Below are 25,120 nucleotides of genomic sequence, written 5' to 3'. Positions count from 1 at the left end.
GCTCATGCGAGGGGTGATGCCGGCGTTTCTGCACAAGCGTGAATCCTTCTTCCTCCTGGTCGCCCTCGCCCTCGGGGCGGTGGCCGGCGCGGTGCTCTACCTGTCGCGGCCGACGACCTTACGCGTCGCGGTCGGCCCGCGGGACCGGGTCGAGACGCACCTGATCCAGGCCTATGCCGACGCGCTCGCCCGCGCCCGCGAGGATATACGCCTCGAGGTCGTTCCTTACGACGACGTGCGCGACAGCGCCGCGGCGCTCCAGAGCGGGCGGGCCGACCTCGCGGTGGTGCGGCCCGACGTGCGCCTGCCCGAGAACGGCCTGACGCTCGCCGTCCTGCACGACGAGGCCCTGGTGGTGGCGGCCCCCCCGGATTCCGGCATCCAGGCCTTCTCGGATCTCGCCGGCAAGCGCCTCGGCCTCGTCGCCCATCACGGCGCCGACCAGCCGCTGGTCGCGAGCCTGCTCGCCTATTACGCCCTGACGCCGGCGCCGGCCGGCGCAGTACCGGCCCCGGCCGATCCGGGTGGCACGCTGCCGGCCGCCGCCGGCAGCGTCGCCCTGGTGCCGATGCGGGCCTCCGAGGTCGCGGCGGCGCTCGCCGAGCACCGGATCGACGCCGCCGCGGTGATCGCCGCGCCCTCGGCGAAGCCCGCCGCCCGGGTGGTGCAGGCGGTGGAGGCGGCCTCGCCCGGCCACGGCGCGACCATCGTGGCGATTCCCGACGGCGAGGCGATCGTGCAGCGCCTGCCCGAATTGCAGGCCGTGACCATCGCGGCCGGCACCTTCGGCGGCCGCCCGAAGCGCCCGGACGACGAGGTGAAGACTGTCGGCGCCTCCTACCGGCTGATGGCCCGCGCCTCGCTCGGCCGCGACACCGCCGCGAGCGTGACCCAGCACCTGTTCGAGCTCCGCTCGCGCCTCGCCGCAATGGTGCCGACCGCCAACCTGATGAAGGCGCCCGACTTCGACAGCGCCGCCGAGGCGACCAGCGCCCGCCTGCCGATCCATCCCGGCGCGGTCGACTATTACGAGCGCGAGCAGCAGACCTTCCTGCAGCGCTACGAGGACTGGGTCTACCTGGTGGCGTTCTTCGGCGGCGGCCTCGGCTCGGCGGTGGCGTGGATCGGTCAGCGCCTCGCCCGCGAGCAGCGCGCCCGCATCGACGCCGTCCTCGACCGGCTGCTCGGCATCCTGATCGAGGCGAGGGCGACGCAGGACCCGGCCGCCCTCGAGGCCCTGGCGATCGAGATCGACGGCCTCGTCATCGACGTGGTGCGCCACGCCCGCGAGCATTCCACCGACATCCGCACGATGAGCGCGCTGATCCTGGCGGTGGATGCGGCGCGGGCCGCGGTGGCGGATTGCCGGCGGGACGGGGCGCCGGTGCGGGAGCGCGCGGGGCAGGTGCTGTCGCTGCATCCGGCGAGCGGGGCTTGAGGCTCGGATCCGGCACCATTGGCCTGACTGCGCGGCGGGCTGCCGAGGACGGGAGGACGAGCCGTGCACCCGGCATTTGCGGGGACACGCAAAATAGGTCAGTAATAATGACCTTTTATCCGTGGTGGACGCCACATGTTCGACTTGCATGCCTACGCCCTGTTCCTCGCCGCGGCCGTGGTCCTCGTCCTCTCGCCGGGACCTGACACGGTGTTGATCCTCTCGCGCACGCTCGCCTCGGGAACCGCCGCGGGCCTGATGACGCTCGTGGGAACGCAGGTCGGCAACATCATCCACGCCGTACTCGCGGGCGTGGGTGTCTCCACCATCATCCTCCTCTTCCCGGTCGCGTTCACGACCCTGAAGATCGTGGGTGTCCTCTACCTCCTGTACCTCGCCCTCATGGCGTGGCGCGCGCCTGCGACGCTCGATCTTGATCCTGCGCTTCGAGACCAGGCTGGACGTGGTGGACGCTTCTTCATCCAAGGACTCGCCAACAACCTCGCCAACCCGAAGATGATCGCGTTCTTCCTGGCACTGTTCCCGCAGTTCGTGCACCCGGAGGCGGGTTCGCTGGCGCTTCAGAGCTTCGTCCTCGGTTCGACGCTGGCGCTGATGGCGGTGGCCTGGATCGGGTTCGTCGTGGTCGTGGTGGGGCGCTTCAGGGCGGTTGTGGCGTCGAGCACGAGCTTCCTGAAGATTGCCAATCGCCTCGCGGCCGTGACCTTCCTCGGGCTCGCCTGCCGGTTGGCCGTCGACGAGAGCCACTGACAAGGACGGAGGTCAGACGGTCGGCGCGCCTTGCGGTCGTCCTGCTCCTGCGTTGGCGGCCGCTCTGCACGGCACCGTCCGGGATCTGTGAACAGTGAAAAGCGATCGTGCAGGCTCGCCAGAGCACTTCACGATCGTGCTGCCATCGCGAAGCTCTCTAGGTCTTTGATTTCGCCGCGTTTTCTTCGACAAGCCGGTATCCACTTCGTCGGAAGATGCTCCAGGTGATCGCGCGTGTTGCCCAACCCCGCGACAGCGGATAATCTCGCCCGTGTCGCGAAAAACGACGGCCCGGCTGTGGACCGTCGAATACACGCCACCCGTGCATGTCGCATGGGTCGGCCAGCGTCTCCGAAGCAACTGCCCGACGATTTCGGGCAACAGCAGGAGCGCACCCATGCGACAATCGATCATGATCCTCGGCGCGGGTCTCGGCGGCCTTCTGCTGGCCCGCGTTCTATCCCTCCACGGTATCGCGGCGGTGATCTACGAGGCAGAACCGTCGGCCGACGCCAGAGCCCAGGGCGGCCTGCTCGACATCCACGAGCATACCGGTCAAATCGCCCTGAAGGCCGCAGGGCTCCACGACACTTTCCTTCGCCTGGTGCGCCCCGGCGAAGATGCCAAGCGCATCGTCGATCGGAACGGCGACGTCCTCCTGGACCGTCCCGGCAGCCCGCTGGGCTGCCGGCCCGAAGTCGATCGCGGCGACCTACGGCGGATGCTGATCGACTCCCTTCCCGCAGGGACCATCCAGTGGGGCCACCGAGCGACCGCGGTCTCCGGATGCGGGGACGGGCGGCACGCGGTCGCCTTCTCGAACGGCGCGACGCTCACCACCGATCTGCTCGTGGGTGCGGACGGTGCATGGTCGAAGGTTCGCCCCCTGCTTTCGGAGGCAGCGCCTGCCTATGCGGGCCTCTCGTTCGTCGAGACGACGGTTCGCGGCGGCGACGCGCGCCTCAAGGCCAGCGCGCATGCGGTTGGCGGCGGCACGCTCATGGCCGTAGCGCCGGGTATGGGCATCCTGGCCCACCGGTATGCAGACGGACGGCTACACACCTACACGGCTCTGAACAGGGCTCCACCCTGGTTCGACGCCATCGACTTCCGCGATGCACGAACCGCCCTGGCCCGCATCGCGGCGGAGTTCGAGGGGTGGGCATCGCATCTGACCGCCCTCATCACGACCAGCGACACCGTCCCCATCCTTCGTCCCATCCATGCGCTGCCGGTCGGTCACCGCTGGGAACGCTTGCCCGGCACGACCCTCCTCGGTGACGCCGCGCACCTGATGTCGCCGTTTGCCGGCGAGGGAGCAAACCTCGCCCTCTACGACGGTGCGGAACTCGCCAGGGCGATCATCGCCGCCCCCGACGACATCGACACGGGACTTGCCGTCTACGAGCGCGACCTGTTTCCCCGGAGTGCCCGGATCGCGGGCGCATCCGCGCGGAACCTCACTGACTTCTTCGGCGAGGACGCGCCGCACAGCGTCGTCGCGATGCTGGCGCCCAGGCTTCCGTAAGCGTCCGCAAGGGATCGACGCCGGACGCTCGCGGACCGGATTCGGTGCCAAATCCGGCGCAGGCTCTCAGGTGATGAGGTGATCCCGCCGCCGCAGGGCCGGGAACAGCCGCCCCCACAGGGCCGCCACCGCTACCGTCGCGACCCCGCCCACCACCACGGCCGGCACCGCCCCGATGAGCGCCGCGAGCGTGCCGGATTCGAACTCCCCGAGCTCGTTCGAGGCGCCGATGAACACGGTGTTGACCGCCGCGACCCGGCCGCGCATCGCGTCCGGGGTCTCGCCCTGGACCAGGCTCTGGCGGACGTAGACGCTGACCATGTCGGCCGCGCCGGTCACGAACAGGCAGGCCATCGACAGGGGGAGCGAGGTCGAGAGGCCGAACCCGATCGTGGCGAGGCCGAACACCCCGACCGCGATCAGGAGGCGCGGGCCGACCCCGCGGGTCAGCGGGCGGTGGGCCAGCAGGATCGCGGTCGCGACCGAGCCCAGTGCCGGCATGCTGCGCAGGAGCCCGAGGCCGAGGGGGCCGACGAACAGCACCTCCTGGGCGAAGATCGGCAGGAGCGCGGTGGCGCCGCCGAGCAGCACCGCCACGAGGTCGAGGGTGATGGCGCCGAGCACCACCGGCTGCGAGCGGATGTAGGTCAGGCCGGCGAGCAGGGTCGCCCAGGTCACGGCGGGCCGGTGCGTGACGGCCGCCGGCGGCGGCCGGATGCCGGTGATGCTGAAAGCCGCGAAGGCGAAGCAGGCGGCGGCCAGCCCGAACACCACCGCCGGCCCGAGGGCGTAGAGCAGGCCGCCGAGCGCCGGCCCGGTCACCGACGCGCTCTGCCACAGCGACGAGTTGAGCGCGATGGCGCTGCCGAAAAGCTCGCGCGGCACCAGGGTCGGCAGCAGCGCCTGGCTCGCCGGGTTGGCGAAGGCGCGGGCGGTGCCGACCAGCACCATCAGGGCGTAGACCGGCCAGACCGGGGTGGCGTGCGACGCGGCCAAGGCCATCAGGCCGAGTCCGGCGAGCGCCAGGAGACCGTAGGAGATCGCCGCGACCCGGCGCCGGTCGAAGGTGTCGGCGACGTGGCCGGTGATGAGGGCGCCGAGCATCGCGGGGGCGAAGCTCGCGAGGCCGACGAAGCCGAGCGCGAGCGCGCTGCGGGTCAGGTCGTAGACGAACCACCCCACCGCCACCGCCTGCATCTGGTAGGCGAGGCCGGTGAGGAAGCGGGCGCTGCCGAAGAGCCGGAAGTCGCGGTTGCGAAAGAGGGTCCAGCCGGACGGCGCGGGGGAGAGCATGACGGTTCCGTGCCCCGCACGGGCGGCGGGGGTTCGAGGTCGGCGTGAAGCCCGCCCGGGGCGGGCTTCCGGAGGGGATCAGGCGAGGAGCTTGCGGGTCAGCACGGACAGGCCGAAGGCCAGGGCCGAGACGGCGACGGAGATCGCGATGAAGAGCGTGCGCCGCGGCTGCTGGGCCGATTCCGCCCGCACCGGCTCGACGATCATGCTGAAGAACTCGATCTGCCGGTCGGCGATCATCCGCGAGCGCTCCCGCGCGGCGATCGTCGCCGCGTAGTACTTCTCGGCGGTCTTGCGCTCGGCGTCGAGCTCCTCGAACTTGGTCAGCGTGGCCGAGAGCACCCGGCGCTGCTCGGGATCCTGGTTGGCCGCCTCGCGCTCGATGCGGGCGATGGTCTCGTCGAGCTGGGCGATCTGCGCCTTGAGGTCCTGGATGCTGCGGCTGTCGTCGCGCAGGTCGCGCTGGAGCAGGCTGAGCTTGACCGCGAGGCCGATGCGCTGGGAGCGGATCTCGGCGATCATCTTCAGGTTGGTGTCGTTGGATTTCTGGGCGTCGAGCACGCCGTCCCGGTTGCGCAGGTCGCGCACCGCGAGGTGGAGCTTGGTCAGGCGCGCCTCGGCGCGCTTCATCTCGCGCTCGCTCTCCGCCAGGGCGTCGTTGCGGGCCCGCTCGGTGAGCTGGTTCACCAGCCGCTCGCTCTCGGCCAGCACGGCCCGGCTCAGGGCCAGGGAATCGTCCGGGTCGAAGGCGTTGATCGCGACCTCGATCAGGCCGGACGTTGCGACGCTGACCTTCACCCGCTCGTCCCAGTAGCGGGTGAGCTTCTCGATCGGCTTCTCGGGATCGAAGCGGGAATAATGATCGATGTCGTCGCGGGAGAACATCTTGCGCAGCGGCAGGCTGCGCTCGAGGGTCTCGACCATCGTCCGGCTCTTGATGTACTCGCCGACGATCATCGAATCCTGGGCGATCATCTGGGACGGGATGCTCGCGGTGGTGCCGACCGAGTCCGGCGCCGCCTTCTCGGCCCCGCCGATCGCCGGCCGCAGGGCGAAGCGCGCCTCGGTCACGTAGCGGTCCGAGAGGTAGAGGCCGAAGAACACGGCGCTGCCCAAGGACGGGAGCACGAACAGGAACAGGCACAGGAGCGGGGTGACGACGTCCCGGCGCCGCTGCGCCCGGATCGTCCGGATCGTCGACTTGTTCGGGTTCGAGAACCGCGACACCCGGGCCGCCTGCCGCAGGGCCTCGCCGATCATCCGGGAGCGGTCGGCGGGGCTGAGCGCCTTGCCTTCCGGATTGCGGGCGTCGATCGTCATGGCGGTGAGATTCCGGCTGGGGCGGGGCCGCGGCGCGCAAGGCGCCGGCCGGCCGGGAAGGCGGGGAGGGCGTGGAAGGGAGGGGCGACGGGGCGCGTCGCGCTCACTGGTTCAGGCGCTGGTAGACTTCGATCGCGTCGTTGATGTCGGGATAGATCACGGCGCGGCCGTTCGCCAGCACGATCCCCTGCGAGGCGTAGTCCCGGATCGTGTCCATCGAGTGCGAGCACATGATGATGTCGGCATTCTTCCGTCGCTGGCTCCACACCTCCTCGCAGCGCTTGGCGAAGCGCGCGTCGCCGACGCCGGTGATCTCGTCGACGATGTAGCAGTCGAACGGGATCGCCATGCTCATGCCGAAGGCGAGGCGCGCGCCCATGCCCGAGGAGTAGTTGCGGATCGGCACGTTGATGTAGTCGCCGAGCTCGGCGAAATCCTCCACGAAGGCCAGCACCCGGCGCGGATCCTCGCCGTGGATGCGGGCGACGAAGCTCACGTTCTCGCGGCCGGTCATCAGCGGGTGGAAGCCGCCGCCAAAGCCGAGCGGCCAGGAGATCCGGGTGGTGCGGATCACCCGGCCCTTCGTCGGCATCTCGCAGCCGGCGATCAGCCGCAAGGTCGTCGACTTGCCGGCACCGTTGATGCCGAGGATGCCGTAGCTCACCCCGGGCTTCAGGGTCAGCGACGCCTGGTCGAGGATGGTACGGCGGTACCCGTCCGTCTTGTAGATCTTGGTGACGTTGTCGAGGCGGATCATCGGCGGATAAGGACACGCTCGAGAGGGGTGCGGCCGCCTGCACGCGCGACGGGCGGGCCCGGGGGCCCCACCGATCATGCGCCGAGCCGGCATCCGCACGGTTAACGAGGCCGGTCGCGGCGGCCGGCAGGCTAGGAAGTAGCCGCAGAAAGCGGCGAATCTGAGAAGCCGCTCTCCGCCGGGCGGCGCGCGGCCGCTCCGATGAGCGCACGCCAGTTTCAAGTTATTATAAAGAAGAAATGCGGTGCGGCGCTATGTGCGGGGAAGCTTTTGGATTAAACAGCGTCCTTTCTCGTGTCACTTCCGGAAAGACGCCCGTGCTGATTGCGTTCCTGATCATGTTGCGCGAGGGGATCGAGGCGGCCCTGATCGTCGGCATCATCGCCGGCTACCTCGGCCAGACCGGGCGGCGGGCCTGGATGCCGGCGGTGTGGGGCGGCGTCGTGCTGGCCGCCCTGCTCTGCCTCGCCCTCGGCCTCGGGTTGCAGGCGATCGGCGCCGAGTTCCCGCAGAAGCAGCAGGAGATGGCGGAGGGGCTGATCGCGCTGCTCGCCGCCTTCATGCTGTGCACGATGGTGTTCTGGATGCGCCGGGCCGCCCGCTCGGTGCGGGCCGAGCTGCACGGGGCGGTGGACGACGCCCTGAGCCGCCACGGGAAGGCGAGGGGAGGGTTCGCCCTCGCGGTGATGGCGTTCCTGGCGGTCGGCCGCGAGGGGCTCGAATCGGTGTTCTTCCTCCTCGCCACGGTGCAGCAGGATGTCGGCTGGGGCGTGCCCGTGGGCGCGGTCCTCGGCATCGCCCTCTCGGTGCTGGTCGGCATCGCGCTGGCCCGGGGCGCCGTGCGGCTCGACCTGCGCCGCTTCTTCCGCTGGACCGGGGTGTTCATCCTGTTCGTCGCCGCGGGCCTGCTCGCCGGCGCGCTCAAGGCCTTCCACGAGGCGGGCCTCTGGAACCACCTCCAGGCCACCGCCTTCGACCTCGGCCATGTCCTCCCCGCCGACACGGTGCTCGGCACCCTGCTCACCGGCATCTTCGGCTACCAGGAGGCGCCGGCCTGGGGCGAGGTGCTGGTCTATTTCGGCTTCCTGATCCCGGCCCTGTGGGCCTTCCTGGCGGGCGCCCGGCCGAGCCCCGCCGCCCAGCCCCGCCACGCCTGAGGACACCCGACGATGACAGCCCGCCGGCCGGCCGCCCTCGCCCTTCTCCTCCTCTCCACCGTCGCCGCCCTGGCGCAAGCCCCCGAGCCGGTCTCCGTTACGGTGACCGACAAGGGCTGCGAGCCCGCCGCCCTCACCGTGCCGGCCGGCAAGTCGGTGTTCAGGATCAGCAACAAGAGCCGCCGGGTGCTGGAGTGGGAGATCCTCCAGGGCACGATGATCGTCGAGGAGCGGGAGAACATCATCCCGGGCTTCGTGCAGTCGCTCTCGGCGACGCTCCAGCCCGGGTCCTACGCGATGACCTGCGGGCTGCTCAGCAACCCGAGGGGCACGCTCACAGTGACGGCAGCCGCGGCGGCCGCTCCGGGTGCCCCCGACCCGATGGCCCTCGTCGGTCCGCTCGCCGCCTACAAGCTCTACGTGATGGGCGAGGTCGAGGCCTTCCACGCGCAGACCGCCGCCTTCGTCGCGGCGGTGAAGGCGGGCAGGGTCGCCGAGGCCAAGGCGCTCTATCCGGTGGCGCGCCGCCACTACGAGCGGATCGAGCCGGTGGCGTCGCTGTTCAACGACCTCGACAAGAGCATGGACGTGCGGGCCGACGACTTCGAGAGGAAGGAGGCCGATCCGGGCTTCACCGGTTTCCACCGTCTCGAGAAGGGGCTGTGGGCCGATGCCAGCACGGAGGGCCTGGGCCCCACCGCCGACCGGCTGCTCGCCGACGCCACCGAGCTGAAGCGGCGCATCGCCGACCTCACCATCCCGCCGGCCCGGATGGCGGGCGGAGCCGCCGGCCTGATCGAGGAGGTCGCGGCGACCAAGATCTCCGGCGAGGAGGACCGCTACAGCCGCACCGACCTGTGGGACTTCCACGCCAACGTCGAGGGCTCGCGCAAGATCTTCGACCTCCTGCGCCCCCTGGTGGCGCCCCGCGACCCCGACTTCGTCGCCCGCACCGAGAAGAATTTTTTGCGCGTGGACGCGCTGCTGGCGAAGTACCGGACCGAGGACGGGGGATTCGCGCCCTACGACTCCTTGAGCGACCGCGACCGCAACGCCCTCAAGGGCCCGATCACCGTGCTGGCCGAGGATCTCTCGACCCTGCGCGGCAAGCTCGGCCTGGATTGACCGCCCCTCATTGACGACCGCCATGGCCTCCTGCCCGTACTCGACCTCCCGCCGCGCCCTGTTGCGCGGGCTCGCCGCCGGCACCGGCGCCGCCGCCCTCGGCTCGCCCCAGGCCCGGGCCGCCGATGCGACGCCCTCGTCCGCCAGCGACGGCACCCTCGACCGGCAGCCGTTCCACGGCCCGCACCAGGCCGGCATCGTCACGCCGCAGCCGGCCGCCGCCCTGGTCGTCGCCCTCGACGTCCTGGCCGAGGACCGGGGCGAGCTCGCCAAGCTCTTCCGGATCCTGACCGAGCGCTTCGCCTTCCTGAGCGCCGGCAGGCCGGTGCCGCCCCTCGACCCGCGGCTGCCGCCGGCCGATTCCGGCATCCTCGGGCCGCAAGTGCTTCCCGATAACTTCACTGCCACGCTCGGCGTCGGCGCCAGCCTGTTCGACGACCGCTACGGCCTGGAAGGCGTGAAGCCGCGGGCCTTGCGCCCGATGGACCGCTTCCCGAACGATTCCCTCGACGCCAAGCTGTGTCACGGCGACCTGCTGCTGCAATTCTGCGCCAACACCGCCGAGACCAACCTGCACGCCTTGCGCGACGTGATCCGCCACACCCCGGGCCTCGTGTCCTTGCGCTGGAAGCTCGAGGGCATGCTGCCGCCCCACGTGGTCAAGCGACCGGGGAAGGACACTGTCCGCAACTTCCTCGGCTTCAAGGACGGCACCGCCAACCTCGACGCCGCCGACGACGCCCTGATGCGCCGACAGGTCTGGGTGCAGCCGGGCAGGGGGGAGCCGGCCTGGGCGTCGGGCGGCTCCTACCAGGTGGTGCGGATCATCCGGAACTTCGTCGAACGCTGGGACCGCACGCCTCTGCGCGAGCAGGAGCGGATCTTCGGCCGCCACAAGGACAGCGGCGCGCCGCTGGGCGGGACCGACGAGCACGCCCTGCCGGACTACGCCTCGGACCCGGCGGGCGCCCGCACGCCGATGGACGCGCATATCCGGCTCGCCAATCCGCGCACGCCCGAAACGGCATCGAGCCTGATCCTGCGCCGGGGCTACAACTACTCGGCCGGCATCACCCCGTCGGGCCAGCTCGACATGGGCCTGCTCTTCGTCTGCTACCAGTCCGACCTCGAGGCTGGCTTCGTGGCGGTGCAGAACCGTCTCAACGGCGAGCCGCTGGAGGAGTACATCAAGCCGGTCGGCGGCGGGTACTTCTACGCCCTGCCAGGCGTACCGGATCCGGGCGGGTTTTTGGGACAGGGGCTGCTGGTCGGGGCGTGAGCGGGCCACCAAAACCTGCTCTCCCAATAACTAGACCTGCTCAAACTGCACCGCGGGACACATGTCTATCCCACTCACACCCTCATCCCGAGGTGTCAGTCGGTTTTCGATCGACTGACACCTCGGGATGAGGTCACGGCTGGGATCGAACTTGCCGATCCGTCAAACAGGCTTTCACTTCCTGATCGGCACGCCCTTCGTGGTGAAAATCTGCCCGCGGCCCGGGGGGCGCGCCGGCCGCTGCGGGCCCCGCCCCTTGCCGGCACCCGCGCCGAGGCCGGTTCCCGGCGGCTGCGAGAACGGCACGAGCTGGTCCGGCCGCGGCCCGATGAGGTCGGCGCGACCCATCTCCCGCAGCGCCTCGCGGAGGAGCGGCCAGTTCTCGGGGTCGTGGTAGCGCAGGAACGCCTTGTGCAGCCGGCGCTGCCGCAGGCCCTTGATCGCCTCGACCGGCTCGCTGCCGCCGCGCCGCACGCCCCGCAGGGGGTTGATCTCGGTGTGGTACATCGCCGTGGCGGTCGCCATCGGCGAGGGCAGGAAGGTCTGCACCTGGTCGGCGCGATAGTTGTTCTTCTTGAGCCAGAGCGCGAGGTGCATCATGTCCTCGTCGGTCGTGCCCGGATGCGCCGCGATGAAGTACGGGATCAGGTAGTACTTCTTGCCGGCCTCCTTGGCGGCGGCGTCGAACATCTCCTTGAAGCGGTCGTAGGTGCCGATGCCCGGCTTCATCATCTTGTCGAGGGGGCCGCGCTCGGTATGCTCGGGCGCGATCTTCAGGCGGCCGCCGACATGGTGGGTGACGAGCTCCTTGACGTATTCGGGGCTCCGGACCGCGAGGTCGTAGCGCACGCCCGACGCGACCATCACCTTCTTGACGCCCTTGACCTCGCGCACCTTGCGGTAGAGCCGGATCAGGTCGTCATGCGAGGTGTTGAGGTTCGGGCAGATGTCCGGGAAGACGCAGGAGGGCAGCCGGCACGCCGCCTCGATCTTCGGGTCCTTGCAGGCCATCCGGTACATGTTGGCGGTCGGCCCGCCGACATCCGAGATCACGCCGGTGAAGCCCGGGGTCTTGTCGCGGATCCGCTCGATCTCGCGCAGGATCGAGCCCTCCGAGCGGTTCTGGATGACGCGGCCCTCGTGCTCGGTGATCGAGCAGAAGGTGCAGCCGCCGAAGCAGCCGCGCATGATCGTCACCGAGAACTTGATCATGTCCCAGGCGGGGATCTTGGCGTCGCCGTAGGACGGATGCGGGGCGCGGGCGTAGGGCAGGTCGTAGACCGAATCCATCTCCTCGCTGGAGAGCGGGATCGGCGGCGGGTTCAGCCACAGGTCGCGGTCGCCGTGGCGCTGCACGAGCGGACGCGCGTTGCCGGGATTGGCCTCCCGGTGCAGCACGCGCGAGGCGCGGGCATAGGCTTCCTTGTCGTCCTTGACCTCGTCGTAGGCCGGCAGCCGGATCACGGTGTCGCCGGGTTTGCGGGTCGCGGCCTCGTCGGCCGAATCGAGATCGTCGGCGGGCAGCTCCGAATAGTGCTCGGGCACGCGGCGGAACAGGGCGACGCCCCGGACCGAATCGATCTCGTGCGGCGCCTCGCCGGCGGCGAGGCGGTTCGCCACCTCGACCACGGCGCGCTCGGCATTGCCGTAGATGAGAAGGTCGGCCTTGGCGTCGGCCAGGATCGAGCGGCGTACCTTGTCGGACCAGTAATCGTAATGCGCGATGCGGCGCAGCGAGGCCTCGATGCCGCCGAGGATGATCGGCACGTCCTTGTAGGCCTCGCGGCAGCGCTGCGTGTAGACGATGGTGCAGCGGTCCGGGCGCTTTCCGCCCTCGCCGCCGGCCGTGTAGGCGTCGTCGTGGCGCAGGCGCCGGTCCGCGGTGTAGCGGTTCACCATCGAATCGAGGTTGCCGCCGGTGACGCCGAAGAACAGCCGCGGCTTGCCCAGCGCCCGGAACGGCTCGGCCGATTGCCAGTCGGGCTGGGCGATGATGCCGACCCGGAAGCCCTGCGCCTCGAGCAGCCGGCCGATGATGGCCATGCCGAAGCTCGGATGATCGACGTAGGCGTCGCCCGTCACCAGCACGATGTCGCAGGCGTCCCACCCGAGCGCGGCCATCTCGGCGCGGCTCATGGGAAGGAACGGCGCCGCCTTGCCGGCGGACGGCGAAGGGCAGGACAACGGGGCCACGGATCGCGAGAGGGCCGGGGAGAGTTGGGCGGGAGCTTGGAGTTCCATGGGGCCGATGCATAGGCCGATGCGACCGCGCCGCCAAGACCATCGAACACGGAAAAGACCACCGAGCAAAGAACCCGAAGATCAACGTCGGGTGAGCGGGGCGGTTCTTCGTCCGTGCCGGAGAATGGCCGAGCTTTGCTTCCTCGCCTGCCGCAGGATCGCGCCGGCGGGCGGCCTCGTCCGGCATGGCCCACCCATCCCGAACGGCGTCACCGGGATTCCGAGGGGATCGTTAAGGGTCGGCGCCTAGGCTCGCGGATGGTCAACCGTTTCCGAGTATCCGACCGTGTCCCTGCGTACCAACCTCACCCTCGCGACGATCGCGGGCCTCGGCTTCGCCATGGTCTGCGCCGTCTGCTCGGCGCAGCTCGACCGCGAGCCGCAGCGCCCGCCCCAGCTCGTCGCCGCCGTCAAGGCCCTTCCGCCGGACGAGCCGGTCACCACCGGCTCGATCGTGCCGACGCCGGCCGCCGCCAAGGTGGCCCGCCTGGCGAGGCCCGAGCCGAAGCCGGAGCCCCGGAAGGAGGCCAGGAAGGCCGAGCCGGCCCTCGATTCCGAGCGCCTCGCCGCGCTGCTCGCCGAGCCGACGGTGATGAAGCCGAAGCGCTGACGGATCAGCCGCGGCGAAGGCCCCGCGCCGCGGCGGTGCCGGCGAAGGCCGCCAGCCCGAGGGCGATCAGGGCGTTGTAGCCGGCAAGCGAGATCCCGAGGAAGCGCCAGGCCGCCGCGGTGCAATCCACCGGACGGGTGGTCTCCAGGGTCTTGAGGAAGTCGCCGACGCCGGCCGGCGCGGGGCCGGCGCCGCCGCCGCAATCGCTCGGGCCGGGCCAGAAGCCCCACTCGGCCCCGGCATGGTAGGCGCCGAGCCCGGCGCCGACGAGGAAGATCAGCGCCACCAGGGCCAGCAGCCAGGCCGCGAGGCGCCGCGGCAGCAGCAGCGCGGCCGCCAGCAGCGGCAGGGCGAGGTAGTAGGGCTGGCGCTCGGTCAGGCACAGCTTGCACGGCACGTAGCCGAGGCCATGCTGGAAGATCAGTGCGCCGCCGACGGTCGCGGCGGCACCGACGAGCACCAGCAGGGCCGCCGGCCGGGGAGCGGTGAGCTTCGCGGCGAGGGCGTGAGCCATGGAAAGACCCTCAGAACAGGTAGCGGAAGCCGACGAAGCCGAGCACGCAGACCGCCGCGAAGACCGCCGCCACCGCGTTCAGGTGCCGGTCGAGGACGGTGCGGATGCCGACCCCGTAGCGGCCGACGAGGCCCGCCAGGATGAAGAACCGCGCGCCGCGGGTGATCAGCGACAGCACGATGAACCAGAACAGGTCGTAGCCGGCGAAGCCCGACGTGATGGTGACGAGCTTGTAGGGGATCGGGGTGAGTCCCTTCAGCAGGATCACCCAGTGGCCGTAATGGGCGTAGGCCTCGCGGAAGGCGTCGGCGCCCTTGTCGAGCCCGTAGAGATGGAAGAGCCAGGCGCCGAGCGAATCGTAGAGCAGCGCCCCGATGGCGTAGCCGGCGATCCCGCCGGCGACCGAGGTCAGGGTCGCAATCAGCGCGTAGGTCCAGGCCTTCTCCGGCCGGGTCACCGCCATCGGCACCAGCATCACGTCCGGCGGGATCGGGAAGAACGAGCTCTCGGCGAAGGACACCGCGCCGAGCGCGTAGGGAGCCGACGGGCGCGCGGCGAGCGCGAGGATCCACTCGTAGAGGCGGCGCAGCATTGGTCTGGGAGAGCCCGTCTGGCAGGAGGTCCGGCAGGAGTCCGGGGATGAGTTCCGCGCCCTTTGAGCACAGGATTGCGGCGCTGGCGAGGGCGTCCGCGGCACAGGTCCGGCGGCGTCCGCAGTGGGCCGACGCGACGTCCGGGGACTGCGCCGCTCCGACTGGTCGCGGCGGCGGTGCAGTCCGGAACCGCCGCAATACTCGACCGAAAGGACTAGGCCTGATGGCAGGAAGCGATTTCTGCTTGACGGAACTGTATGAATCTGTCCGATCACCGCCACGATCGGCCCCTATTCGTCGTCCTGCATCGATCGTCCTGCACTCCACCGAAGGCCCGCGTGATGCCGTCCCTGCGTTCGCTTCTCGTCCTCACCCTGATGACCGCCGGCGCCGCCCCCGTCCTCGCCGCGGACGACGCGGTCGCGCGCTGGCAGCGGGCGGACGCGGCCTGCGCCCTGCCGGCCTCGCCGCTGGCCAACCAGGCCTGCGAGGACCGCGACCGCTACGCCGCGTCCCTGCGCCGCCAGGGCTGGTGCGAGGCGCGCGCCACGACCGCCTACGACCATTGGGGATGGCAGCGTTGCGCCCCCTCCGCGACGGCGCGGGCGATGCCGCGGCGCCGGGCGCGCCCGCACGCCTGATCCCTCCCGCAAATGAAGGACGCGCCGGCCCCGGGACCGGCGTTAACCTCCCGATCTCTGGACCTCGACTTCGGCCCCGCCCGGCCCCCGCCGGCGGGGCTGCTCTCGTTGACGGACCGGTCCGTCATGCCTCCGGCAGGGCGAACGGCGTCACCTCGTGGCCGTCGTCCCGCAGGGCCGCGACGAGGTCGCCCGGGGCCAGGGTGAGAGTCCGGTTGTTGACCAGCGGATGGACGTTGATCCGCGCCTCGTCGAGCAGGCCGTCCTGGAGGAAGACCTTCACGCTCCCCGGCGCGGCGTTGAGGGCGGCGAGCGGCGAGACGGCGCCGCTCTCGACCCCGAGCTGCTCGCGCAACGCCTCGGCGCTGGCGAAGGACAGCCCGCCCCGCGCGCCGAGCACCGACCGGAACGCCTTGAGGTCGACGCCGGCATCGTGCCGGAGCGTGACGAGGAAGTAGGTCTTCTTGCCGTCGCGCAGGAACAGGTTCTTGGTGTGGGCGCCGGCGATGTCGCCGCACGCGGCCATCATCGCCTCGACCGTCAGGACCGGCGGATGCTCGTGCAGGGCGTAAGGAATGCCGCGCTCGCGCAGGCGGGCCAGCAGGTCGTCGGAGCGGTCGTCGGAGGTCAGGGGCATGGGCTCCTCGGGGAAAAGGGACTACTCGCGGGTGCGGACGGGCGGCGCGACGACGCCGATCCGGCGCAGATAGGCCAGAATCTCCCGCGCCGCCTCCTCGGGCTCCGGATGCACCAGGAGGCGTCCGCCCGCGGCCGCGCCGGATTCGCCCGTCGCGGCCTTCAGGCGCTCCGCCGCCGAGCCGCCGGCGGGCGCGCCCGTCACGAGCTTGGGACGGCGGCGATAGGGCCGCTCCTCGACCGCGCCCGGGGGTGATCCCGCATCGACGGCGGCCTCGACTTGGTCGACCGTGCCGCGCCGGGCCTGCCCGAAGGCGTAGGCGAGGGGAGCGGGCGCCTCCGGGTGCACCGTCGCCACGACCGGGCCGCGCATCGTCAGCCGGAGGCGGGCGCCGCGGCCGAGGCTGCGGTCGAGGCACCACACCCCAGCCTCGGCGCCGACCGCCACCACGTCGGGGATCAGCGGCAGGCCGAGGCGCGCCGCGACGGCGTAGGGCACCATCCCGGTCTCCTCCCCGCCCTGGCCGCGCCGCCCGGCGAGGACGAGGTCGGGCGCCGTCTCCTTCAGCCGCGCGGCGAGCGCCGGCACCGGATCGGCCCCGGCCGCGAGGGCGACGTGCTCGATGCGCGCGAGCCCCAGGCCCAGGGCCTCGGCGACCGCGGCGGCGTCGGGGCCGGCATGCAGGCCGAAGGCCTGCCCAGCCCCACCTGCATGCAGGCCGTGAACTTGCCCGAGTCCGGCGGCGATCCGGACGGCCTGCGCCTCCGGCCGCGGCAGCACGGCCGCGCCGGAGACCGGATGGCGACCGGCCGAGAGCAGCACCGCGATCTTCACCCGACCTCTCCTTCGTCACCCCGTCCGTCCCGGGCGAGCAGGCGCAGCAGCGCCGGCATGACGGCCTGCGCGTCCTGCACGACGGCGAGGCCCGCCCGCTCGATCATCGCGGCGTGCAGGTCAGTGTTGACCGCGACCACGTGCTCGCAGCCGGCTACCCCCTGGAGATGCTGCGGCGCGCCGGAAATGCCGAGCGCAAAGTAGCAGGTGGCGGTGAGCACCGTGCCGGAGGCGCCGACCTGGGTGGAGCGCGGCATCAGCCCGGCATCGCACAGGACCCGGCTGGCGCCCGGGGTTGCGCCGAGCGCCGCGACGAGCTGCCGGAACAGGTCGAGGTCGTGGACGCCGTTGCCGGCGGCGGTGACGAACCCGGCGAGCGCCAGCGGCACCGTCGCCGGGTCGGCCGAGATGAATTCGGCCGAGAGGATCGGCGAGGCGGGCCGGTCGAGGGGGGCGGGGTCGATCGCCAGCGGCCGCGCCTCCCGCCTCGCCCCGGCATGCTCGGCGACGGCGTCCGGCGCCACGGTGGCGAGGAGGCCGGGGGCCGCCCGCTGCTCGACGCGGCGCCCGCGAGCCGGGCGGACGAGCCCGCTCTCCGCCACCACCTCGGCATTGTCGAAGAGCGGCGCATCCAGGAGCAGGGCGACCCGGCGGGCGAGGTCGCCGCCGGCAAGCGATTCGGGAAACAGGACGTGGCGCGGATCGATGGCCCGGAGCGCCGCCGCGATCCCGGCGGCGCGCACGGCCGGGTCGTCGTCCCAAGGGCCGTCGAAGGCGACGTGCCGGTCGGCGCCCGCCGGCCCGCCGCCCTCGCAGGCGCCGACCGAGACGAGCACCACCCCGCCCTCGCGCCCGGCGAGAACCCGGGCGGCGCCCAGTACCTGGCGGTCATGGGCCGAGAGGCGCCCGCCGGCGGCGTCGGGCACGACCGCGACCAGGAAGGCCGGCGCCTCGACGACGACGACCGCCGGTGCTGCTATTGGAGCGGGCGGATGCCGTAGCGTCGCCCCGTCGCGAGCGGCCGGGCCCGGGACGCCTGGGGCGAGATCGTAGCGCGGGCGGTCGCCCGCGGGCACGCGCCGGCCGGCGCGCTCGGCGCGGGGATCGCGGCGCGGGCGGCCCCTCATGGCCGGCACGGTCCGGTCGTAGCGGGGGCGGGCGGCGCCGGCGACCCGGATCGCCGCCCGCTCGGCGCGCGGGTCGCGGCGGGACCGGGTCACCGGCCGGCCTCCACCGCCTGGAGCAGCAATTCGGCGACGTCGCGGATCTCAGGCCCGCGGTCGGTCACGCCTTCCAGCATCGCCGTGCAGGACGGACAGGCCACCGCCACGATGCCGGCGCCGGTCTCCGCCGCCTGGGCCATGCGCAGGTCGGGGATGCGGCGCTCGCCCGGCACGTCGCTCACCGGCGCACCGCCGCCGCCGCCGCAGCACATCGCCCGCCGGCCCGAGCGGGCCATCTCGACTTGGCTGAGGCCGATCGCGTCGAGCACCGCGCGGGGTGCCTCGGTCTCGCCGTTGTAGCGGGCGAGGTAGCAGGGGTCGTGGTAGGTGACCGCGAGGTCGGGGAGCTTCGCCGGGCTGAGCTTGCCCGCCCGGATCAGCTCGAGCAGGAACGCGGTGTGATGCACCACCGCGTAGTGCCCGCCGAAGGCCGGGTACTCGTTGCGCAGGGCGTGCAGGGCGTGCGGGTCGGCGGTGAGGATCCGCCCGAAGCAGTAGCGTGACAGCGTCGCGATGTTGGCCCGCGCCAGCCCCTGGAAGGTCGCCTCGTCGCCGAGCCGGCGGGCGAGGTCGCCGGTGTCGCGCTCCTCCGCCCCCAGCACCGCGACATCGATCCCGGCCTCGCGCAGCAGCCTGACCAGGGCGCGCAGCGTCCGGCCGTAGCGTAGGTCGTAGGCGCCCTCGCCGAGCCAGAGCAGCACCTCCGCCTCGCCCCGCTCGGCGATCACCGGCAGGTCGAGGCCGGCGGCGAAGTCGGTGCGGGCGCCGAGCGGGCGGCCACCCGGATCACCGGCCTGGCGCGTCTCCGTCACCGGGCCGACCGCCTTCTCGGGCAGCGCTCCGCGCTCCAGCACCTCGTGGCGGCGTAAGGCGACCACCGCGTCGACGTGCTCGATCATCATCGGGCATTCCTCGACGCAGGCGCGGCAGGTGGTGCAGGACCATAGCGTGTCCGGGTGGATGCGCGCCTCCGGCCCGATCAGTCCAGCCAGGGGCCCGCGTGGTCCCTGCGCCGCCCGGCCCCCTGGATACGGGGTGCCGGCATAGGCCGGCTCGGCGGGGCTCAGGGTCGCGACGAGGTCGTGGATCAGCCGCTTCGGGTTGAGCGGCTGGCCGGCGGCGAAGGCCGGGCAGGCGGTCTCGCATCGCCCGCAGGAGACGCAGGCATCGTAGGAGAGGAGCCGGTTCCAGGTGAAATCCGCCGGCATCGCGGCGCCGAGGCGCGGGGCGTCGAGGTCGAGGGGCTGGAGCGCGGTGTCGGGCCGGCCCTCGAACCGGCCGGGCCGGGGATGCGCGACGAGGTGGAGCGCGCCGGCCGCCGCGTGGCGCATCGGCCCGTGCCGCACCTCGAAGGCGAGCCCCAGGCCCCCGGCCGCCGCGAGCGACAGGGCGAAGGGGGTGGCGAGCCCGCCGCCGAGCGCGAGCAGCAGGGCGGTCAGCATGCCCCCGGCGGCGTAGGCGAGGAGCAGGACCGGCAGGGCCTGGAAGCGCCCGGCGGAGAGCCGCGCCTGCCTCGCCGGGTAGCGCCGCGCGCCGACGAGGAGCGAGCCCGCCAGGGTCACCGCGAAGGCCAACGCCACGAGGATCCAGTAGGCGCGGGAAGCCGCGAGCGGCGGCAGGATCGCGAGCGCGGTGAGGAGGGACGCCGCGAGCAGCCCGCCGGCCACCACCGCGTGCATGCGCGAGGCGTACGCATCGCGCGCCACGACGGCGTGGACGTCGACGAGGTAGCGGCGGGGCAGCGCGGCGAGGCTCTGGAGCCACGCCACCGGCGCCGCGCTGCCGGCCCGCCACAGGGAGGCGCGCCGCGACACCTGGAGGAGCGCCAGCGCCGCCATCGCCCAGACGAGGCCGGGGAACACCGTGGTCAGGGGCATGAGGGTGGTCATGACGGCAGGCCTGGGGCTGGGCGGTACGACGAAACTTGATCTGGCGAGCCGCGAGCGAACCCTCCCCCCTCTGCGGGGGAGGGTGCCCCACGAAGTGGGGCGGGAGAGGGGACGCCGCTTCCGGAAATGATTGAACCGGTATGAAGGGCGCCATCCGAATCCGCGTCGCGCTGCCCCTCTCCCGGCCCGCTCCGCGGGCCACCCTCCCCCGCAGAGGGGGGAGGGTTCAGGGCGGCGCGCGCCTCCCGCGCTGGAGCGCTCACATGTCCTTGCACAGCCGCAGCGCATCGTAGAGCGCCGCGTGGATGTTCCGACCGGCCACCGCGTCGCCGATGCGGTACAAAGCGTAGCCCTGCGACAGGTCGTAGGGCTGCGGCTGGCCGGCGAGCAGCGCGTCCTGGTCGATCCGGCCGTGATTGACCGATCCTGCCTTGAGCGCGTGGTAGAGCGCATCGACCGGCAGGGTGCCGTGGTCGACCACGATGCGGTCGACGACGCGCTCCTCCTCGGCATCGGTCATGGTGTTGCGCAGGGCCGCGACGAAGCGGTTGCCCTCGGGAAAAATCTCGATCAGCTCCATGTTCGGCGTCATCACCACGCCGAGCTTGTAGAGCTCGCGCAGATGGACCGGCTGGTTGGTGGTGCCGACCTCCTCCGCCACCATGCGGTCGTGGGTGGCGATCTCGACGAGGCAGCCGCGCTTGGCGAGGTGCTCGGCGACGGAGGCCGCGTTGTGCTGGCCCATTTCGTCGTAGAGCAGCACCGAGCCGGTCGGCTCGACCGCGCCGGCCAGCACCTCGGCGGTGGTGACGGCGTGCTGCGCGGCGCCCTTGGCGTCGCCGCGCGACGGCGCGCCGCCGGTCGCCACGATGACGATGTCGGGCCGCTCCGCCAGGATCTTGTCCGCATTCGCCTCGGTGTTGAGCCGCAGGTCGACGCCGGTCTTCGTCACCTGCGCGACGAGCCAGCGCGGGATGCCCGACAAGGCCTCGCGCCAGCCGGCCCGTGCCGCGAGCCCGATCTGCCCGCCGGCCTGCCCGCTCTTCTCGAACAGCACCACGGCGTGGCCGCGGGCGGCGCAGACCCGGGCCGCCTCGAGCCCGCCGGGTCCGGCGCCCACCACCACGACGCGGCGGCGAACGTCGGCCCGCCGGATCTCGTGCGGCATCGTCGCCTCGCGGCCGGTGGCGGCGTTCTGGAGGCAGAGCGCGTCGCCGCCGACATAGATCCGGTCGATGCAGTAGCCCGCGCCGACGCATTGGCGGATGTCGTCGGCCCGCCCCTCCGAGAGCTTCTTGACCAGATGCGGGTCGGCGATGTGGGCGCGGGTCATCGCCACCATGTCGACGTGGCCCTCCGCGACCGCCCGCGCGGCGGTCGCCAGGTCGGTGACGCGCTGGGCGTGGAAGACCGGCACGTCGACCTCGCGCTTGATCGCGCTCGGCAGGAACAGGAACGGCGCCACCGGAAACGCCATGTTCGGCAGCGAGATCGCGTGGGCGATGTGGTCGCGGGCCTGGCCGCCGAGGACGTTGAGGAAGTCGACGAGGCCGCGGCGCGCATACTCGACGGCGATCGCCAGGCAATCATCCTGGGACAGGCCGTCGGCGATCATCTCGTCGCCGGACATCCGGAGGCCGATGACGTAGTCGTCGCCGGCCTCCGCCCGCATCGCCTCCAGCACCTCGATGCCGAAGCGCATTCGGTTCTCCAGGCTGCCGCCGTACTTGTCGGAGCGCCGGTTGACGCTCGGCGACCAGAACTGGTCGATCAGGTGACCGTGGGCGGCCGAGACCTCGCAGCCGTCGAGCCCGCCCTCGCGACAGCGGCGCGCGGCCTGCGCGAACCCCTTCACCACCCGGGCGATGTCCTCCGCCTCCATCTCCTTCGGGACGGTGCGGGAGGCGGGTTCGCGCCGGGGCGAGGGCGAGAGCGTGGGCAGCCAGTGCTCGGTGTCCCATTTGGTGCGCCGGCCCATATGGGTGAGCTGGATCATCAGCTTGGCCCCGTGCCCGTGCACCCGGTCGGCGAATTGCCGGAAGAAGGGGATGACCGAATCGTCGGCGACCGAGATCTGGTTCCAGGGCGCGGCCGGGCTGTCGGGGGCGACCGAGGACGAGCCGCCGAACATCGTGAGCCCGATGCCGCCCTTCGCCTTCTCGGCGTGGTAGAGCTGGTAGCGCTCCTGGGGCTTGCCGTCGCGGCCGTAGCCCGGCGCGTGGCTCGTCGACATCACCCGGTTGCGGATGGTGAGGCCCTTGATGGTCAGCGGCTTCAAGAGCGCGTCGGCATTGGCGATCACGGGACGATCTCCCGACAGCTGTGGCGAGGGCTTTGGGGGGACTTCGACGCGGCGCTCAGCGTTCGATGACGAGGTCGCTCGTCGGCTTGGAGCAGCACAGGAGCGCCATCCCGGCATCGATCTCGCGCTGGCGGATGCCGCCGGCGTGGGTCATCGCGACAGTGCCCTTGGCGACCTTGGACTTGCAGGTGCCGCACAGGCCCTTGGCGCAGGAGGAGGGCAGGCGGATCCCGGCCCGGCGGGCGGCGTCGAGCACCGTCGCGTCCTCCGGGCAGTCGAGCACCCGGCGTGTCCTGGCGAACTCGATCCGGAAGGTCCGCACAGTCGCGGCGGGCGCGGGCTCCGCGTCGAGCGCCCGGCCGGCCTGCGCCGCCGCCTGCTGCTCGGCCTCCGGCAGGGCGCCGAACTCGAAGCTCTCCTCGTGGTGGCGGGTCATGTCGAAGCCGGATTCGGCCAGCATCGCCCGGACCGCCGCCATGTAGGGCTTGGGCCCGCAGACGAAGACCTCGCGCGCGGAGAAGTCCGGCACCGCCTGCCGCAGGATGTCGAGGGAGAGCCGGCCCCTCGGCCCCGCCCAGGTCTCGTCCGGCGAATCCCCCTCGCAGATCGCGTGGAAGCGGAAGGCGGGGTCGAGCCGGGCCATCGTCTCGAGTTCGCCCCGGAACACGATGTCGGCCGGGCTGCGGGCCGAGTGGACGAAGGCGATGTCTCGCGCCACGCCGAGATCGTGGAAGGTGCGCGCCATCGCCATCATCGGCGTCACGCCGCTGCCGCCCGACAGGAAGAGGTACGTCTCCGCCGGATGGGTGAAGCACGAGAACTCGCCCATCGGCCCGAGCGCCCGCACGGTGTCGCCGGCTTTCAGGGTGTCGTGCAGCCAGTTCGAGACCGGACCGCCCGGCACCCGCTTGACGGTGATCGCAAGCGCGTGGGGTCGCGTCGGCGCCGAGGAGATGGTGTAGCAGCGATGGACCGTCTCGCCGCCGATCTCGAACCCGAAGGTCAGGAACTGGCCCGGCGCGTAGGCGAAGCGTCGCGGCTCGGGCGCGGCGAGCACGAAGGTCTTCACGTCGTGCGTCTCCTGGCGCACGGCGAGGCAGACCAGGGTGTCGTCGGCCTCCGCGTCCCAGGGCGCGGCGGCGGCGAGGCGGGCGGCGGCCGGTTCGGAGACCATCGGTCTAGCGCCCCAGATGCGCGGCCATGCGGCCGACATACCAGTTGCAGAATTTCTCCACGAGCATCTCGGTATGCGGCGAGTAGGGACCGGGCTCGTAGGCCGGGCTCGCCACGCCCTGCTGGCAGAAGCCGACGAGCTCGCTGTCCTGGTCGTTGGTCGCCTCCCAGACGCCGATCAGGTTGGCGAGGTCGTAATCGATCCCCTCGACCGCGTCCTTGTGGACCAGCCACTTGGTGCGCAGGAGCGAGCGCCCGGCCTCGAGCGGCAGCACCGAGAAGGTGACGACGTGGTCGCCGAGGAAGTGGTGCCAGGAATTCGGCTGCGTCCAGACCGACAGCCCGCCGAGCTTCGCGTTGGTGAAGGCGCCGAGCAACTTCGTGCAGGCGGCCCTGGTGTCGATCGTGTGCGACTCGCCCTCGCCGTCGAGCGGCAGGCGCTCGGTGCGGAACCCCGTCACCATCGTGTCGAGCTCGTCGATCTCCACGGAGGGCAGCCCCTCGGCCTCCCACTCGGCGTGGCGGGTCGTGCGCAGGCAGGCGTAGCGCGCGGCCTCGGCGCGATCATGCTCGCCCATCTCTTCCGGCGCGAAGCCGAAGCCGTAGGCGAAGAGCGGCACGGTCAGCTCGGGATGGTTCGCGCCGCAATGGTAGCACTCGCGGTTGTTCTCCATCGTGAGTTTCCAGTTGCCGGGCTCGATGATGTCCTTCTGAAAGGCGACCTTCGTGTCGCGCAGGTTGTGCGGCGCGATGTACGGGCCGAGCCGGGCGGCCATCTCGTCGAAATCGGCCGGCGGCTCGTCGGCGAGGCAGATGAACAGGAGGCCGGCGAGCGAGCGCAGGTGCACCGGCTTCAGGCCGTGGCAGCTCTTCTTGAAATCCGGGCCCATATGCTCGGCGTGGATCAGCTGGCCCGTGAGGTCGTAGGTCCAGGAATGGTAGCGGCAGACGAGGTTGCCGACCGTCGACTTCTCCTCGTGGACGAGGCGAGCGCCGCGGTGGCGGCAGACGTTGTGGAAGGCGCGGATGTCGCCGTCGTCGTCGCGCAGGATCGCCACGGAGGTCTTGCCGATGTCGACGACCATCACGTCGCCGGCCTCCGGCACGTCGGGCTCGACGCCGACATGGATCCAGTGCCGCCCGAAGATGACCTCCATGTCGGCCTCGAAGATCTCGGGGCTGAGATAGAACGGCGCCGGCAGGCTGTAGCCGGGGCGGCGCTCGCGCAGGAGGCGCTGCAGCGGGGTCGGCGTCACGTCGAGCATGGGGCCTCGCAAAGCCATATCGAGCGAGGCCGACTATCCGCGCGGGGTGGGGGACGTGCTGCCACCCAGGCGACATTCCGTTGGCTGGCTGCGACGCGCGTGGGGGCCGTGGGGGGATGGCTTTCCGGAGAATGAGATCGCGCAGGACTTCTCCTCTCCCCGCCCGCGGCAGGGCTGTCCGGGGAAAGAAATAGCACATGCTTTCCCCTCCCCCCTCTGCGGCAGGGCTGTCCGGGGAAAAATCTGGTGTGGGTGCATGCCCTGCCACGCCGGAGGTGATCCGGGAGTTGTCCGGTTGTCGAGACACGAACATCCGGGCAGGACATGCACCCGAGCGATGCCCGCTTTGCCCAGCTGCTGGAAGGGCTCGATCGTCAGCAGATCGCCCGGAGCGTCGCCCGCCACGGGGCCGACGCCTACGACAAGTGCTTCTCGTCGTGGGATCACCTGCTCGCCCTGATCTTCGCCCAGCTCAGCCCCGCCGCCAGCCTGCGCGGCCTGGAGGTGGCCTGGAACGCCCATGCGGCGGC

General features: G+C 71.7%; 22 protein-coding genes. 9 read left to right on the top strand and 13 right to left on the bottom strand.

Annotation, left to right across the window (positions count from 1 at the left end; all coding sequences use genetic code 11):
• The first annotated feature begins 16 nt into the window (after positions 1 to 16).
• The 3 genes from BM430_RS11990 to BM430_RS11980 all read left to right on the top strand — a co-directional run bounded on the left by BM430_RS11990 (position 17) and on the right by BM430_RS11980 (position 3,737).
• The gene (locus tag BM430_RS11990; protein ID WP_093567495.1) at positions 17 to 1,438 is read left to right on the top strand and encodes a TAXI family TRAP transporter solute-binding subunit; all 1,422 of its coding nucleotides are present in this window, start codon (positions 17 to 19) and stop codon (positions 1,436 to 1,438) included.
• Positions 1,439 to 1,573: 135 nt separating this feature from the next.
• Positions 1,574 to 2,209, top strand: a complete 636-nt coding sequence (locus BM430_RS11985) for a LysE family translocator (RefSeq protein ID WP_093567494.1) — start codon at positions 1,574 to 1,576, stop codon at positions 2,207 to 2,209.
• A gap of 397 nt (positions 2,210 to 2,606) precedes the next feature.
• Entirely contained in the window at positions 2,607 to 3,737 is a 1,131-nt protein-coding gene (locus tag BM430_RS11980) for an FAD-dependent oxidoreductase (RefSeq protein WP_093567493.1), read from the top strand.
• 66 nt (positions 3,738 to 3,803) lie between these two features.
• Here BM430_RS11980 and BM430_RS11975 read toward each other — a convergent pair whose 3' ends face one another.
• From BM430_RS11975 to BM430_RS11965, 3 genes are all read right to left on the bottom strand, one after another.
• Positions 3,804 to 5,030 (bottom strand): MFS transporter, encoded by a 1,227-nt coding sequence (locus tag BM430_RS11975; RefSeq protein WP_093567492.1) that lies wholly within the window; start codon positions 5,028 to 5,030, stop codon positions 3,804 to 3,806.
• A gap of 78 nt (positions 5,031 to 5,108) precedes the next feature.
• Positions 5,109 to 6,350 carry a KpsE/RkpR family capsule polysaccharide export protein gene (locus BM430_RS11970; RefSeq protein WP_093567491.1) on the bottom strand — a complete coding sequence of 414 codons (1,242 nt, stop codon included), beginning with the start codon at positions 6,348 to 6,350 and terminating at the stop codon, positions 5,109 to 5,111.
• A 103-nt stretch (positions 6,351 to 6,453) separates the two neighbouring features.
• Positions 6,454 to 7,107 (bottom strand): ABC transporter ATP-binding protein, encoded by a 654-nt coding sequence (locus BM430_RS11965; RefSeq protein ID WP_093567490.1) that lies wholly within the window; start codon positions 7,105 to 7,107, stop codon positions 6,454 to 6,456.
• A 317-nt stretch (positions 7,108 to 7,424) separates the two neighbouring features.
• Between BM430_RS11965 and efeU the strand changes: the two genes are divergently transcribed.
• Genes efeU through efeB form a run of 3 tightly spaced genes read left to right on the top strand, consistent with a single transcriptional unit; the run spans position 7,425 to position 10,668 of the window.
• Positions 7,425 to 8,264 (top strand): iron uptake transporter permease EfeU, encoded by an 840-nt coding sequence (efeU, locus tag BM430_RS11960; protein WP_093567489.1) that lies wholly within the window; start codon positions 7,425 to 7,427, stop codon positions 8,262 to 8,264.
• Between the two features lie 12 nt (positions 8,265 to 8,276).
• Positions 8,277 to 9,389, top strand: a complete 1,113-nt coding sequence (gene efeO / locus BM430_RS11955; RefSeq protein WP_093567488.1) for an iron uptake system protein EfeO — start codon at positions 8,277 to 8,279, stop codon at positions 9,387 to 9,389.
• A 22-nt stretch (positions 9,390 to 9,411) separates the two neighbouring features.
• Positions 9,412 to 10,668, top strand: a complete 1,257-nt coding sequence (gene efeB, locus BM430_RS11950; RefSeq protein WP_093567487.1) for an iron uptake transporter deferrochelatase/peroxidase subunit — start codon at positions 9,412 to 9,414, stop codon at positions 10,666 to 10,668.
• A gap of 174 nt (positions 10,669 to 10,842) precedes the next feature.
• On the opposite strand, the gene BM430_RS11945 is transcribed toward efeB, so the two are convergent.
• Positions 10,843 to 12,909, bottom strand: coding sequence for a YgiQ family radical SAM protein (locus BM430_RS11945; RefSeq protein ID WP_093567486.1), 2,067 nt, complete (start codon positions 12,907 to 12,909; stop codon positions 10,843 to 10,845).
• 286 nt (positions 12,910 to 13,195) lie between these two features.
• On the opposite strand from BM430_RS11945, the gene BM430_RS11940 reads away from it, so the two are divergent.
• Positions 13,196 to 13,519: a hypothetical protein gene (locus tag BM430_RS11940; RefSeq protein WP_093567485.1), complete on the top strand. Its 324-nt coding sequence runs from the start codon at positions 13,196 to 13,198 to the stop codon at positions 13,517 to 13,519.
• A gap of 4 nt (positions 13,520 to 13,523) precedes the next feature.
• Here BM430_RS11940 and BM430_RS11935 read toward each other — a convergent pair whose 3' ends face one another.
• Positions 13,524 to 14,033, bottom strand: coding sequence for a disulfide bond formation protein B (locus BM430_RS11935; RefSeq protein WP_093567484.1), 510 nt, complete (start codon positions 14,031 to 14,033; stop codon positions 13,524 to 13,526).
• 10 nt (positions 14,034 to 14,043) lie between these two features.
• Positions 14,044 to 14,625, bottom strand: coding sequence for a YqaA family protein (locus BM430_RS11930; protein ID WP_093567483.1), 582 nt, complete (start codon positions 14,623 to 14,625; stop codon positions 14,044 to 14,046).
• A 342-nt stretch (positions 14,626 to 14,967) separates the two neighbouring features.
• Here BM430_RS11930 and BM430_RS11925 point away from each other — a divergent pair, with 342 nt between their 5' ends.
• A complete protein-coding gene (locus BM430_RS11925) occupies positions 14,968 to 15,267 on the top strand; it encodes a DUF2147 domain-containing protein (RefSeq protein ID WP_093567482.1) in 300 nt (99 codons plus the stop codon).
• Between the two features lie 124 nt (positions 15,268 to 15,391).
• Here BM430_RS11925 and BM430_RS11920 read toward each other — a convergent pair whose 3' ends face one another.
• From BM430_RS11920 to BM430_RS11890, 7 genes are all read right to left on the bottom strand, one after another.
• Positions 15,392 to 15,904, bottom strand: coding sequence for a prolyl-tRNA synthetase associated domain-containing protein (locus BM430_RS11920; RefSeq protein WP_093567481.1), 513 nt, complete (start codon positions 15,902 to 15,904; stop codon positions 15,392 to 15,394).
• Positions 15,905 to 15,925: 21 nt separating this feature from the next.
• Positions 15,926 to 16,738 carry an adenine nucleotide alpha hydrolase family protein gene (locus tag BM430_RS11915; protein WP_093567480.1) on the bottom strand — a complete coding sequence of 271 codons (813 nt, stop codon included), beginning with the start codon at positions 16,736 to 16,738 and terminating at the stop codon, positions 15,926 to 15,928.
• A complete protein-coding gene (locus BM430_RS11910) occupies positions 16,735 to 17,958 on the bottom strand; it encodes an electron transfer flavoprotein subunit alpha/FixB family protein (protein WP_093567479.1) in 1,224 nt (407 codons plus the stop codon). Before BM430_RS11910 ends, BM430_RS11915 begins: the two co-directional genes overlap by 4 nt.
• Positions 17,955 to 19,850: a DUF3483 domain-containing protein gene (locus BM430_RS11905; RefSeq protein ID WP_093567478.1), complete on the bottom strand. Its 1,896-nt coding sequence runs from the start codon at positions 19,848 to 19,850 to the stop codon at positions 17,955 to 17,957. The genes BM430_RS11910 and BM430_RS11905 overlap by 4 nt, the downstream gene beginning before the upstream one ends.
• Before the next feature lie 259 nt (positions 19,851 to 20,109).
• A complete protein-coding gene (locus BM430_RS11900) occupies positions 20,110 to 22,152 on the bottom strand; it encodes an oxidoreductase (RefSeq protein ID WP_093567477.1) in 2,043 nt (680 codons plus the stop codon).
• A 55-nt stretch (positions 22,153 to 22,207) separates the two neighbouring features.
• A complete protein-coding gene (locus BM430_RS11895) occupies positions 22,208 to 23,326 on the bottom strand; it encodes an FAD-binding oxidoreductase (protein ID WP_093567647.1) in 1,119 nt (372 codons plus the stop codon).
• 4 nt (positions 23,327 to 23,330) lie between these two features.
• Positions 23,331 to 24,590: an aromatic ring-hydroxylating oxygenase subunit alpha gene (locus BM430_RS11890; RefSeq protein WP_093567476.1), complete on the bottom strand. Its 1,260-nt coding sequence runs from the start codon at positions 24,588 to 24,590 to the stop codon at positions 23,331 to 23,333.
• 324 nt (positions 24,591 to 24,914) lie between these two features.
• On the opposite strand from BM430_RS11890, the gene BM430_RS11885 reads away from it, so the two are divergent.
• On the top strand, positions 24,915 to 25,120 hold a 206-nt coding region (locus tag BM430_RS11885), incomplete at its 3' end, for a DUF4372 domain-containing protein (RefSeq protein ID WP_143132013.1).

Origin of the sequence: Methylobacterium sp. 174MFSha1.1, assembly GCF_900116815.1 — a bacterium.
Lineage (GTDB): Bacteria > Pseudomonadota > Alphaproteobacteria > Rhizobiales > Beijerinckiaceae > Methylobacterium.
Note: the sequence above shows the minus strand (reverse complement) of the source record. Positions and strands in the feature narration are given on the sequence as shown.